Annotated in this window: 14 protein-coding genes; 6 read left to right on the top strand and 8 right to left on the bottom strand. The window is 76.0% G+C overall.

Going from position 1 to position 12,304, the window contains the following annotated elements; translation table 11 throughout:
- Window positions 1-21 precede the first annotated feature (21 nt).
- Window positions 22-957, top strand: coding sequence for an alpha/beta fold hydrolase (locus CAE01nite_RS07815; RefSeq protein WP_146902420.1), 936 nt, complete (start codon window positions 22-24; stop codon window positions 955-957).
- 25 nt (window positions 958-982) lie between these two features.
- Here CAE01nite_RS07815 and CAE01nite_RS07810 read toward each other — a convergent pair whose 3' ends face one another.
- Window positions 983-1,753 (bottom strand): hypothetical protein, encoded by a 771-nt coding sequence (locus CAE01nite_RS07810; protein WP_146902417.1) that lies wholly within the window; start codon window positions 1,751-1,753, stop codon window positions 983-985.
- A 111-nt stretch (window positions 1,754-1,864) separates the two neighbouring features.
- Window positions 1,865-2,347, bottom strand: coding sequence for a DUF6194 family protein (locus CAE01nite_RS07805; protein ID WP_146902414.1), 483 nt, complete (start codon window positions 2,345-2,347; stop codon window positions 1,865-1,867).
- An 82-nt stretch (window positions 2,348-2,429) separates the two neighbouring features.
- On the opposite strand from CAE01nite_RS07805, the gene CAE01nite_RS07800 reads away from it, so the two are divergent.
- Window positions 2,430-2,834, top strand: a complete 405-nt coding sequence (locus CAE01nite_RS07800; protein WP_146902411.1) for a helix-turn-helix domain-containing protein — start codon at window positions 2,430-2,432, stop codon at window positions 2,832-2,834.
- Window positions 2,835-2,967: 133 nt separating this feature from the next.
- Here CAE01nite_RS07800 and CAE01nite_RS07790 read toward each other — a convergent pair whose 3' ends face one another.
- The 3 genes from CAE01nite_RS07790 to CAE01nite_RS07780 form a co-directional block, all read right to left on the bottom strand.
- On the bottom strand, window positions 2,968-3,561 hold the full coding sequence (locus CAE01nite_RS07790) for a ClpP family protease (RefSeq protein ID WP_146902409.1): 594 nt from the start codon (window positions 3,559-3,561) through the stop codon (window positions 2,968-2,970).
- Window positions 3,558-4,184 (bottom strand): ClpP family protease, encoded by a 627-nt coding sequence (locus CAE01nite_RS07785; RefSeq protein ID WP_146902406.1) that lies wholly within the window; start codon window positions 4,182-4,184, stop codon window positions 3,558-3,560. The genes CAE01nite_RS07790 and CAE01nite_RS07785 overlap by 4 nt, the downstream gene beginning before the upstream one ends.
- Before the next feature lie 74 nt (window positions 4,185-4,258).
- A complete protein-coding gene (locus CAE01nite_RS07780; RefSeq protein WP_146902403.1) occupies window positions 4,259-5,554 on the bottom strand; it encodes a lactate racemase domain-containing protein in 1,296 nt (431 codons plus the stop codon).
- A 179-nt stretch (window positions 5,555-5,733) separates the two neighbouring features.
- Here CAE01nite_RS07780 and CAE01nite_RS07775 point away from each other — a divergent pair, with 179 nt between their 5' ends.
- The gene (locus CAE01nite_RS07775) at window positions 5,734-7,131 is read left to right on the top strand and encodes a mannitol dehydrogenase family protein (RefSeq protein WP_246131069.1); all 1,398 of its coding nucleotides are present in this window, start codon (window positions 5,734-5,736) and stop codon (window positions 7,129-7,131) included.
- An 86-nt stretch (window positions 7,132-7,217) separates the two neighbouring features.
- On the opposite strand, the gene CAE01nite_RS07770 is transcribed toward CAE01nite_RS07775, so the two are convergent.
- The gene (locus CAE01nite_RS07770) at window positions 7,218-8,087 is read right to left on the bottom strand and encodes an LLM class flavin-dependent oxidoreductase (protein ID WP_146902397.1); all 870 of its coding nucleotides are present in this window, start codon (window positions 8,085-8,087) and stop codon (window positions 7,218-7,220) included.
- Window positions 8,088-8,294: 207 nt separating this feature from the next.
- Between CAE01nite_RS07770 and CAE01nite_RS07765 the strand changes: the two genes are divergently transcribed.
- On the top strand, window positions 8,295-8,663 hold the full coding sequence (locus CAE01nite_RS07765) for an STAS domain-containing protein (protein WP_146902394.1): 369 nt from the start codon (window positions 8,295-8,297) through the stop codon (window positions 8,661-8,663).
- The gene (locus CAE01nite_RS07760; RefSeq protein WP_146902392.1) at window positions 8,660-9,013 is read left to right on the top strand and encodes an STAS domain-containing protein; all 354 of its coding nucleotides are present in this window, start codon (window positions 8,660-8,662) and stop codon (window positions 9,011-9,013) included. The genes CAE01nite_RS07765 and CAE01nite_RS07760 overlap by 4 nt, the downstream gene beginning before the upstream one ends.
- Window positions 9,014-9,141: 128 nt before the next feature.
- On the opposite strand, the gene CAE01nite_RS18075 is transcribed toward CAE01nite_RS07760, so the two are convergent.
- Both CAE01nite_RS18075 and CAE01nite_RS07755 read right to left on the bottom strand, forming a co-directional pair.
- The gene (locus CAE01nite_RS18075) at window positions 9,142-9,312 is read right to left on the bottom strand and encodes a hypothetical protein (RefSeq protein WP_186816460.1); all 171 of its coding nucleotides are present in this window, start codon (window positions 9,310-9,312) and stop codon (window positions 9,142-9,144) included.
- A 117-nt stretch (window positions 9,313-9,429) separates the two neighbouring features.
- Window positions 9,430-10,680, bottom strand: coding sequence for an MFS transporter (locus CAE01nite_RS07755; RefSeq protein ID WP_186816459.1), 1,251 nt, complete (start codon window positions 10,678-10,680; stop codon window positions 9,430-9,432).
- A 382-nt stretch (window positions 10,681-11,062) separates the two neighbouring features.
- On the opposite strand from CAE01nite_RS07755, the gene CAE01nite_RS07750 reads away from it, so the two are divergent.
- A complete protein-coding gene (locus CAE01nite_RS07750; RefSeq protein WP_186816458.1) occupies window positions 11,063-12,286 on the top strand; it encodes a molybdate transporter family protein in 1,224 nt (407 codons plus the stop codon).
- Window positions 12,287-12,304: the final 18 nt, after the last annotated feature.

Here is a 12,304-nt window from a genome sequence, read left to right as displayed (position 1 = left end):
GCATTCGACGGAAGGCCCACGATGACGCACCAGCCCACGAGCCACCGGCTCCACCTGCCCGACGCCGACGTCTACTACGAGGTGCGCGGGTCGGGGCCGCTCCTGCTGGTGATCGGCCAGCCCATGACCAGCGGCCCCTTCGGGCCCCTGGCCGACGCGCTCGCGGACGAGCACACCGTGATCACCTACGACCCGCGCGGGGTCGGCCGCAGCAGCGTCGCCGACCGCGCGGAGGACGTGACGCCCGAGCTCGAGGCGGACGACCTCGCGGCGATCGTCGAGGCGGTGGGCGGTGGACCGGCCGACGTGTTCGGCAGCAGCGGCGGCGCCGTCGCGGCGCTGGCGCTCGCGGTCCGGCACCCGGGGTCGGTCGGCACGGTGATCGCGCACGAGCCGCCGCTCCCCGAGCTGCTCCCCGACGCAGCGCACGTGCGCGCCGCGATCGACGACGTCGTGGCCAGGTACGGCGCTGCCGGGTCCGGGGCGGCGTGGGGCGGGTTCGTCTCGCTCGTCATGCACGACGGTCCGGTCGGCCCGGACGGCGTGCCGCCCGTCTCGTGGCCCGGGACGCCGGCCGCGACCGCCGAGCACGACGCCGGCGCCCCGCACGACGGCGGGCCGGACGCCGGCCCGGACACCGGGCACGACGCCGGCCCGGAGACGTCCGGCGACGGTGCGGCCGGCGACCCGGCGGCCGACGACGAGGTCTTCTTCCTGCGCATGCTGCGGCCGTTCACACGCTGGACGGCGCCCGTCGACGCGCTCCGCGCCCGAGGCGGGGTGGTGGTCGCCGTCGGCGAGGCGTCCAGGCAGGAGGTCGCCGCCCGGTCGGCCGAGGCCCTGGCGTCCGAGCTCGGCGTCACCCCGGTGCGCTTCCCCGGTGACCACGGCGGCTTCATGGCCGACCCCGCCGGCTTCGCCGCGGCGATCCGGGGGCTGCGCGCGCGCACGGCGTGACGACCGCCGCCGGGCGTCACGCCCCTCAGGGGCCGGGACGCCCGGCGGCCGGCGTCGGGAAGCGCGCGGCGACCGGTGACTCCGAGAACAGGCGCCGGCCGACCTCGAGCGCGCCGGCCAGGTACCCCAGCCCCGCGCCCGCACCGACGACTGCGACGGCGGCCACCGGTGCCCCGGCCGCCGACGCCACCAGCGCACCGAGCGTCCCGGCGACGATCGAGTTCACCACGTTCATGAACATGGCGGTGCTCGCCAGGACGTGGCTCGGCATGCTGCGCGGCATCCCCATGAGGTAGGTCGCCATGACGCCGTCCTTGTCGTCGTGCGCCGAGGTGACCAGGTAGCGGGACAGGCCCGGGTCCATCTCGAGGTAGGCGGCGCGCAGTCGGTTCATCCCCAGGACGAGCGCGGCGTCGTCGTTGCTGGCGTTCATCACGCGCATGCCGGTCAGGGTGCCGAGCACCAGCACGGCGGACGCCAGCCCGATCGACAGGACGCGGAAGGGGCCGCCGAAGCCGGTCGCCTGCGCCACGAGTGCGAGCACCACGAGCGCGGCCGACGACACGGTCAGGTGGATCGAGATGCGGCTCATGACCTCCGACCACGTGGTGCTGCGCGTGGCCAGCAGGCTCCAGTGCTCGGTGGCGAGCAGCTGCGCGCGGACCGCGGGAGCCGCGCTGCCGCCGGCAGCGGGTGCTGCGACGCCGTCCTGCGCCCGGACGCCGTCCGGGACGCCGTCCGAGAGCGGCGGGACGAGCGGCGGCGAGGGCGGCGGGACACGACTGGTGGATGACATCGGTGCCTCCGTCCGGTCCGGACCGCCTGCCCCACGCTAGGCCCGCGCGGGCCCGGGCAGCCAGGGCGTTCGTCGTCCTGCGGTCGGGCACGACGCGCCGGTACGGCGCGCCTAGCGATCTCGGCGGCGGTACCTGCGCGCCGCCTGGCCGTGCGCCTCCTGGAGCAGCCGGCCCAGCTCCGCCGCGGTGCGCTCGCCCGGGTCGACCACGCAGACCCAGTGCAGCGGGGCGTAGAACGGGTGCGGTAGGACGGTGTCGGTCGCCGTGTAGTCGGCTCCGGTGTCCAGCACCTGCATGCCGGCCGGCTCGCGGGGAGCCGGACCCAGGAGCGCCTCGTACGTCGCACGTGTGACCCCCACGTTGACGCGGTAGGTGCGGGGGTCCCGGTCGAGGTCGGACGCCGCGTCGTACCGGTCGCCGGTCATGAGCGTGCAGAACGGGAACCGGCTCTCCGGGACGGTGACCCCGTCCGGGTCGTAGAACACGTACCAGTCACCGGAGTCGGTCGTGGAGACGATCCCGGGCAGGCCGCGCTCGATCGCCCGCAGCAGCGCCGTGGCGTCGGACAGGTCCGCGGGTCCCAGAGGGTCCATTCCCGCACCCTCCCACCGCCGGGCGGTTCTGCCCACAGCGGACCGCCGGCCGGCCCCCGGCGCCGCTGGATACGTTCGGCACATGGAGCCGGCGGACGTGCTGCGACCCCACCGTGCCGACGCCCGGGCGGCGTGGCGACGCGCGATCGGCCAGGTGCTGCGCCGGCGACGTGCGCAGACCGGGCTGCGGCTGACCGACGTCGCGCTCCGTGCCGGTGTCTCGCCGCAGTACCTGTCGGAGGTCGAGCGCGGGCGCAAGGAGGCCTCCTCGGAGATCCTCGCCGCCGTCACCGCAGCGCTCGGGCTGTCGCTGCTCGACCTGGCGCAGGGCGTCGCGGGCGAGCTCCGGGCGGCGCCGACGCTCACGCTGACCAGCACGCCGTCGGGCGCCTCCGTGGGCGAGACGGTCCCGGCGACGGCACGCATGGCGCGGGTGGCGGGCCGCGGGACGCCGGCCGGCCGCGACGTCGTCGCGCTCGCCGCCTGAGGGCTCGCCGCCTGAGGGCTCGCCGCCTGAGGGCTCACCGCCTGAGGGCTCACCGCCTGAGGGCTCACCGTCCGACGGCTGTCCGGCTGTCCAGGCGTCCGGACCGGCGGCGCGCCCGCCTCCGCGGCTGCCGCTACCTGGGCCGGGCCGTCAGCACCTGGTCGACGATGCCGTACGCCACCGCGGCGTCGGCGGTCAGCACGAGGTCGCGGTCGGTGTCCCGGCGCAGGGTCGCGACGTCCTTGCCGGTGTGCCGGCTGAGGATGTCCTCGAGCTGGCCGCGCACGCGCACGAGCTCGTCCGCCGCGAGGATCAGGTCGGGGATGGCACCCTGCCCGCGCATGGACGGCTGGTGCAGCACCACCCGGCCGTGCGCGAGCATCGCCCGCCGTCCGGGCGCCCCGCCGGCGAGCAGGACCGCCGCCGACGACGCCGCCTGACCCAGGCACGTGGTGGCGACCGGGGACCGCACGTACTGCACGGCGTCGTAGACGGAGAGCATCGCCGACTCGGAGCCGCCGGGGGAGTTGATGTAGAGGTCGATCGGCTGGTCCGGGTCCTCGGACTCCAGGTGGAGCAGCTGGGCGATCAGCACGTTCGCGACGCCCTCGTCGATCTCGGTGCCGAGGTAGACGATCCGGTCGGAGAGCAGCCGGCTGAACACGTCGACGGTCCGCTCCGTGCCGGCGCGCCGCTCCACGACGTAGGGGATCGAGTAGGTGCTCATCGCGCCACCGCCCCGGTCCCGAACCCGCCGCGACCCGCGGGGCTCGGCCGCACGGACTGCAGGTCGGTCACGACGTGGTCGACGAACCCGTACTCCCGGGCCTCCTCGGCGGTGTACCAGCGGTCACGCAGGGAGTCCTCGCGGATGCGCTCGACGGGCTGGCCGGTGTGCGCCGAGATCAGCCCGAGGACGGTGTCGCGGGTGTGGCGCAGGTCCTCGGCCTGCAGCTCGACGTCCACGGCGGTGCCGCCCAGGCCGGCCGAGCCCTGGTGCATGAGGATCCGCGCGTGCTCCAGCGACAGCCGCTTGCCGGGGGTGCCGGCCGACAGCAGGAACTGACCGGCGCTGCACGCCAGCCCCATCGCCAGCGTGCTCACGTCGTTGGGGATGATCCGCATGACGTCGTGGATCGCGAGCATCGCGGGTACCGACCCGCCGGGGGAGTTGATCCAGAGGTTGATGTCGCTGCGCGGGTCCTCGGCGGACAGCAGGAGCAGCTGCGCGCAGAGCCGGTTGCCGACGTGCTCGTCCAGGGCGGTGCCCAGCACGATGATCCGCTGGTGGAGCAGGCGGGACGCCAGCTCGTCGTCGAGGGGGCGGGTGAGGGTCTCGGTAGGAGGCATGCGGCCAGCCTGGGTCCGCCGGTGACGCCGGACCAGGCGTCGCTGCCCTCGGCAGATCTGCCGACGGCGGCTGCTCACCGCAGCCGGAACAGCACCTCGCCGGCGTTGGGCACGACGAACGTCTCGGGGTCCGCCTCGTACGCCGCGAGGTCGAAGTCCTCCGGGGCCACGTACCCGAGGTTGACGCCCAGGACCTTCTCCCGCGGGATGCCGGTGACCAGGGTGACGTCCACGCGGCAGCGCTCGCCCTCCAGCTCGTCGTACGTCCCGCCGCCACGCAGATGCGTGGAGTGCGCCAGCACCCCCCAGTGCACCCCGGAGAACCGGTCCCACTGCTTCACGAAGTAGTCGCGGCAGTGGTAGCCGATCTCGTGGATCTCCTGGTGGGTCACCGAGATCTCGGTGATGTGCGGGGCGTAGAGGATGACCTCCCCGCCGTCGGCGACGACCGGCTCGAGCTTGTAGAAGCCCTTGGCCCCGGTCCAGATGTCCTCGTACTTCGTCGGGATGATCGAGACCACGCGCTTGACCGGGGCGTCGAGGTACTGCACGTGGGTCTCCGCGGAGACGGCGGCGGCGGCCGCCCACGCGTCCTCGGGGGTGCCGAAGGCCGCGGCGTGCAGGGACGACGTGCCGGACTGCGCCACGACGCACAGCGCCAGCCGCCGGCTCGGCAGCAGGGACGCGGCCTCGTCGATGAGGGCGCGCACGGGGGTGATGCCGCGGGTGCCGATGATGTCGGTGCTGGTGATGAGCGCGCCGACCCAGTGCGTGAGGTCGATGATCTCCTGTCCTGCGACACCCGGGAAGAAGTACTTGTTGCCGCCGGAGAACCCGACCACCTCGTGCGGGAACACCGGCCCGACGACGAGGGCGACGTCGTGCTCGACGACGTGCCGGTTCAGCCGCACGTCGGCCTCGACCGCGAGCCGGCCCTCGGACAGCTCGCTCACCCGCTCGGCGCTGATCCGCCCGACCGAGACGAACGTGTCCGGGTCCCACCACTCGTGGTTGAGCACCGTCATCCCGGGGTAGGTGCCCTCGACGCCGTCCCCGCCCAGACCCAGGTGCTTGGCGATCTGCGCGTCCGTCATGGCCTGGTGGGTCCCCAGCGCGATCACCGCCGTCAGCCGGGTGACCCGGCCGACCAGCGCGCCGTGGATCGCCGCGAGCAGCAGCGGCAGCGGGCTGGAGCGGGTGCCGTCCGGGATCACCAGGCACACGCTGCGGCCGTCCAGGTCGGCGCCGGCGAGCGCCTCGGTGACGAAGGCCGTGACCTCCTCCGCCGACAGCACGGCGTCCGGCCCGCCAATGCTGAGGGCGCGAGCAGGGTCGGCGAGCGACGCGGCGGGATCGAGGGTCGAGGTCATGGCCCCACCTTGCCCCGCGCCGACGGACCCGGGCAACCGACCGGGGCAACAGGCAGCAAGCGTTTGCCGCCCGGCGTCCAGCCGCGCAGGATCGGGGGTGCCGCGCGCGCCCGTGACGGGCGCCGGCATCGCGTGCGGCGACCATGCCGCTCGTCAACGTGACCCGAGAGGCGCCCGCCGTGACCACCACCCCGCCGCCTGCCACCGCCCCGCGCCTGTCCCGGTCCAGCGCGCCGGGCCACCCCGCGGCGCCCGTGCGCGTGGTCCACGTCGGCGTCGGCAACTTCTTCCGCGCGCACCAGGCCTGGTACACCGACCGGGCGCCGGACGCCGCCGAGTGGGGCATCGCCGCCTTCACCGGCCGCTCCCCGGCGGTGGCCGACGCCCTCGAGCCGCAGGACGGGCTCTACACGCTGGTGACGCGCGGCGCCGACGGGGACCACCTCGAGGTGATCGGCAGCATCAGCGCCGTGCACCGGTCCGACGACCACACGGCATGGCTGGGGTACCTGTCCTCGCCCGACGTCGTGGTGGTGACCGTGACCGTGACCGAGGCCGGCTACCTGCTGGGTCCGGACGGGCGCCTGGACGCCGGCCGGGAGGACGTCGCCGCCGACGTCGGCGCGCTGCGGGACGACCCGCGTGCGCCGGTGCGCACGACCCCGGGACGCCTGGTCGCCGGGCTCCTGGCCCGCCGCGCGGCCGGCGCCGGGGGGCTGACGATCGTGCCGTGCGACAACCTGCCCGACAACGGGCCGGCCCTCGCCGCGGTTCTCGCCGACCTGGTCGACGCCGTCGACCCCACGCTGGCGACCTGGGTCGCCGAGCACGTCGAGCTCGCCACCACGATGGTCGACCGGATCACGCCGGCCACGACCGACGAGCACCGCGACGTCGTGCTCGCCGCGACCGGCCTCGTCGACGCCGCTCCCGTGCCCACGGAGCCCTTCAGCGAGTGGGTCATCGAGGGCCGGTTCCCCTACGGCCGCCCCGCCTGGGACGCCGCCGGTGCCCAGGTCGTGGACGACGTCCGCCCGTTCGAGCAGCGCAAGCTGTGGCTGCTCAACGGGGCCCACACGCTGCTCGCCTACGCGGGCTCGATCCGCGGGCACGAGACGGTCGCCGAGGCCGTCGGGGACCGGGTGCTGCGCGGGTGGGTCGAGGAGTGGTGGGACGAGGCCGTGGCCTACCTGAGCCTGCCGCCCGCCGACGTGGCCGCCTACCGCGCGGCCCTCCTGGACCGGTTCGGCAACCCGGCGATCCGGCACGCGCTGGCCCAGATCGCGGCCGACGGATCCCAGAAGGTCCCGGTCCGCATCGTGCCGACGCTGCGTGCGGAGCTGGCCGCCGGCCGCGTGCCGGCCGGGGCGGCCCGGGTGCTGGCGGCGTGGGTGCTGCACCTGCGCGGCAGCGGTGCGCCGGTCAAGGACGCGCGCGCCGACGAGGTGCTGCCCCTGGTCGCCGGGACCCTCGAGGAGTCGGTCGCGGCGGTCCTCGGCCTCGTCGCTCCGGACCTCGCGGACCACGACGGGCTGCGGTCGGCCGTCCTGGAGCGCACGCGCGACCTGACCGCCTGACCTGGCCGCCTGACCGGACGCCTGACCGGAGGCCCGGCGGCGCATCCTCCGGGACGCCACGCCCGCACCCCCCGCGGCACGGGCGCTCACCCAGGCGCCGGACCCAGCCGCGGGGGTCCCTGCCGCGCGACCCGGAGCAGCTCCTGCGGCGTGTCCCGGGACGGGTCCCAGCGCGACTCGACCCACCAGGTCGCGCCCGCGTCGGCGAGCGCGGCGACGTGGTCGGCGGCGGCCGACGTCCCGGACGGCAGGACGCCCTCGACGACCACGTCGAACGGCCCCAGGTGCCGCTCGGGCTCCTCGGCGGCCAGGTCCCGCCGCCGGTCCGTCACCCAGGCGACCAGCGCCCGGATGTCGTCCGGGGTCAGCGCGCCGCGCGAGGTCCGGCTCTGCGGGAGGACGCCGTCCCACCGCGCCGCACGGCCCATCGAACGCTCGCTCGGCCACGCCGCCACGGGCCACACGGGCACCCGGGGCCGCTGCACGGGCCGGGGGAGGAACTGCAGGTCCGTGACCGTGTGGTGGTGGCCGGCGTACGAGAACACCTCGCCGGACCACGCGCGCTCGAGGATCGCCAGCGCGTCGTCGAGCCGCTCGGCGCGCTGGCGGGCGGTGGTTGCCTCGCCGCTCACACGGGCGAAGCCGCCGTCGTCCACCGCGCCGAGACCGACCGGCAGGACGAGCCGCCCACCGGACAGGTGGTCGACCGTGAGCGACTCGCGCGCGACCTTCCACGGCCGCCGACGCGCGAGTGGGAACACCATCGCGCCGAGCCGGATCCGCTGCGTGCTGACCGCCAGGGCGCCGAGCAGCGTCCACGGGTCCCAGGTGTCCAGCGGGCCCACGCTGATGCCGTCCCAGGTGAAGAAGCCGTCCCAGCCGTGCGCCTCGGCCTCCTGCGCGAGCCGGACGGTCTGCGCGACGGAGCCGTAGGTCCCGACGAGTCCGAATCTCATGACCACTCCCGCCGTCCGGGCCCCGATGCCGACAGGGCCGACGCTAGACCGACCCACCCACGCGGACGCCGTGGTCAGGCCCTCGGCGGGGTGAACAGCGGCCGGGACGGTTCCCGGCGCGGCACCTGGGCACCATGATGAGACCGGGGGCCGCTCGCAGCGTCGAGCAGGCCCCCGTCGCGAATTCCGCCAGCTGGAGGTGCCGCCATGACCGTGGGTGCGGTGGAGGTGTCCGAGGACACCGAGGACGCGGCGTGGCCGGTGGCCCGGATGACCGGCGAGGTCGACCTGTCGAACGTCGAGGACCTGGGCCGACGGCTGGAGCGGTCGGTGTCCAACCGCGCCCGCGGCCTCGTCCTGGACCTGTCCGGGGTGACCTACCTGGACAGCACCGGCCTTCGGCTGATCTACCGCCTCGCGCGGCAGCTCGGGGACCGTCAGCAGCGTCTGCGGCTCGTCGTCCCCGACGACTCGCGGATCCGTCGTGTACTCACCCTGGCCGGGGTGGGTACGGTCGCCCAGGTGGTGCCCGACCTCGCCCTGATCGACGACCACGCCCAGGAGGACGTCCCATGACCGCCCAGAGGACCACGTCGTTCACGCAGGCCGTCCACGACCGGGCGGTCGTCGTCCACGCCCACGGCGAGCTCGATGTCTCCGGCGCGCCGGCCTTCCGTCAGGCGCTGCAGGACGCCGTCGCGGCCGGGCGACCCCAGGTCGTCGTCGACCTCGCCGAGGTGACGTTCCTCGACTCCGCGGGGCTGTCGGTCGTCTTCGGCGCGCAGCGCATGCTGCCGGTGTCGCAGTCCATGGTGCTGGCGAACGTGCCGGAGCGGATGCGCCGGATGCTCCGGCTCGCCGCGGTCGAGTCCGTCGTCGAGGTGCACGGCCCCGGCGACCCGCAGCCCTGGCTCGACGGGTCCTGACGCCGCGTCGGGTCCTGACGCCGCACGGGTCCTGACGCCGCGACAGGCCATCGGGCCACGACGCGGGCCGACCGGTCGAGCCGTCGGTCGGGCCTGGCCGCGGTCGCCGCGGCCGCCTGCCCGACCGGTCAGGCGCTGGCGGTCAGCTGCTGGGCGCCGGCCCGCCACAGGCGGCCCAGCTCCTCGCGCAGGTCGTCCACCCGCTCCAGGGGCGCACCGCCGTCGACCGCCGACAGCCAGGCGTTCGTCGCCTGCTGGATGTCCTCGTCCGTGACCCACACGCGCCACATGTCCCACATGGTGATCTCCTCGTCCTGAGCGGGGGACCGCCCCCGAAGAGCACCATTGGAACCCCGCGGACCCCACCGCGTCACCGGTCGTAGTACCAAAGACCAACCGCTCGACCGGCCCCCCGGTCAGGTCGGCTGACCACCGCGGAAGGCCCGGCCCGCACCCAGCAGCAGGGCGAGGACCAGCAGACCGGCGGTGGCGGTGACCCACGGGATCTGCGCGAGGTGCCCGGTGCGGTGGCCCAGGGACCCGAGCGCCGACCCGGCCACGATGCCCGCCTGGAACACGATGCCGTGCACCGCGAACGCCGTCTCGGACCGCGTCCCGGGCACCCGGCGCAGCACCGCCAGGCCGGTGGACACGGCCAGCAGCGAGAACGTCCCGCCCCACACCACCAGGAGCACGACGCCGGCGGGCCGGGCCCCCAGCTGTGCCGCGACCCAGAGCCCCGCCGAAGCCAGGGTGAAGACGACGGCGCCGACGCGGACCCCGCCGACCGGCCGTGCCTCGGCGACCCGACCCGCCAGGGTGCTGCCCACGACCGCGGCGCCGCCGTAGACCAGCAGGACGACGGAGAACGTCGCGCCGTGCACCCCCAGGCGCTCGTCGGCGTACGGCGCGACGTAGGTGAACAGCGCGAAGTGGCCGGTGACCAGCACCACGGTGATCACCATGACGACGGCGAGCGGCCGGGAGCGCAGGGTCGCCAGCACGCCGTCCGCGGACCGTGGCCCGCTGCGCTGCAGCGCGGGCAGCGGACCCAGCAGGCGCGCGACCACGAGGGCGAGGACGGTGGCGACCGCGGCCACGACGAGCATCGCGATGCGCCAGCCGGCGGCCTGGCCCAGGAGCGTGGCCAGCGGGGTGCCGAGCACCAGGGCGACGGAGGCGCCGACGGCGACCTGCCCGCCGGCGCGCACCCGGGCCTCCGGGCGCGCCAGCCGCACGACGGCGGGGGTGGCGACGGCGAAGTAGATGCCGTGGGTCAGGGCGGCCACGCTGCGTCCCACGAGCAGCACCCACAGGTCGGTCGCCAGCGCCGCGACCACGTGCCCCCCGGCGAACACCAGCGCGCACCCCACCAGGACCGTCCTGCGGTCGAGCCGGGCGGTGAGCCGGGTGAGCGGGACCGCGCTGACCGCGGCGACGAGCGCGTACCAGCCGACGGTCAGGCCGACCTCGCTCTCGTCCGCGTCCACCCCGCGGGCGACGTCGCTGATCAGCCCGACCGGCAGGGTCTCACCGGTCACCACGACGAACGCCACCGCCGCCACGGCGAGCGAGGCGACGGCGTCGGACCGTCGGGCGGGGGCGGCCGGGGTGCTGGGACCCGAGGACGGCGTCGTGCCGGTCGGAGCGGGGACGTCGCCCGTCACCGGCCGACCAGCGCCGCCGGTGGCTCGTGCACCCCGTTGCTCGAGTCGTCCACCGCACCCCCTGCCGCCGTCGTCCGGACGGCAGCCCGGCACCGGCCGATCGTCGGCCCACCGGCCGGGTGGTGCAAACGCGGTCCACCCGGTGGTTGCCGCGGACCACGCGCGAGCGCGGGGAGCCTTCGGGACGGGTGCCGGGCGGGTGACAATGTCACCGGCGCCGGTGACCGTCGTCGCCGGTCGGCCACGGGAGGACGGCAGTGCCCACGCTCGCCAGGACCACACCGACGCTCCACCCGGGTGCGTGCCGCGCGCGCCGCCCGGGGTCGGGCGGGGCGCGCGTGCCCGGCACCGTGCCGCCGGGCGAGGCGCCGAGGCCGTCCGCATGACGGCGCGGGCGGCGGGTGTGACCAGCGCGGGCCTCGACGAGGGGGCGGCGGGCCCGGTCACGTGGTGGCGCGAGGCGTCCGGCGCGGTCGCCGACCTCGGGGTCCTGCTGCCCATCGCGGTCGCGCTCGTGGTCACCAACGGGCTGTCGCCCACCGCCGTGCTGCTGCCCGCGGGCCTGACGTACCTGCTCGTCGCCCGGGTGTACCGCCTGCCGGTCGCGGTCCAGCCGCTCAAGGCCTTCGGCGCCGCGGCGATCGCGGCCGGTGCGGGACCCGACGTCGTCGCCGCGGGGGCACTCCTCATGGGGGTGACCTTCCTGGTGCTGGGGTCGACCGGGATGCTCGACCGGGTGGCCCGCGTCTTCCCGGTCGCGGTGATCCGCGGGGTGCAGCTCGCGGTGGCGCTGACGTTCGCGCGGATCGCGTGGGGGCTGGCCACCGAGCCGCCGCCGCTGTTCACGCACCAGCTGCCCCCGCCGTGGCTGGTGGCCGGCACGGTGGCCGTGGCCGCCGTCCTGCTCGTGCGGGGCCGTCGGGTCGTGCTCGTGGCGGTCGTGGTGGCGCTGGCGGTCGCGGTCGTCCTCACGGTCCCCGGGGCCGCCGGCACGGCGGGGTCGAGCGGGACCGGCTGGGCGCTCGGCCCGGCGCCGGTGGACCTCCCGCACCTCGACGTCGGCACGCTGCTGACCGCCGCGACCCTGCTCGTGCTGCCCCAGCTCCCGCTGACCTTCGCGAACTCGTGCCTGGCGCCCGCCGACGCGGCACGGCAGCTCTTCCCCGGGCGGGCCGCCGCCGTGACCCCCGGGCGGCTGGCCCGCACGCTGGGAGCGGCCAACCTGGTGGCCGGGGGCCTCAGCGGCATGCCCGTGTGCCACGGCGCGGGCGGGATGAGCGCGCACCACGCGTTCGGCGCCCGCACCGGACGGGCACCGGCGCTCCTGGGGGTCGTCCTGGTCGCGGCCGCCCTCGCCGCGGGCGGCAGCCTGGCCGTGGTGCTGCCCGCGTTCCCGCTCCCGGTCCTCGCCGGGCTGCTCGTCGTCGCGGCGGTCGCCCACGCGCGCCTGCTGCGGGACGTCCGCGGCGCGTCGGCGTGGTCGGTCGCGCTCGGCGTGGGGCTCGTCGGCGGGTTCGTGCACCTGGGCGTGGCCGTGGTCGGGGGCCTGGTGGTGCACGCCGTGCTCGCCCGCCTCGGCCGGCGCCGACCGGTGGCCACCCGGTGAGCCGGACCGTGCCGCAGG

Origin of the sequence: Cellulomonas aerilata (genome assembly GCF_007991755.1) — a bacterium.
Classification (GTDB): Bacteria; Actinomycetota; Actinomycetes; order Actinomycetales; family Cellulomonadaceae; genus Pengzhenrongella; species Pengzhenrongella aerilata.
The sequence above is the reverse complement of the archived record's forward strand: the minus strand, read 5'-3'. Positions and strand labels throughout refer to the sequence as shown.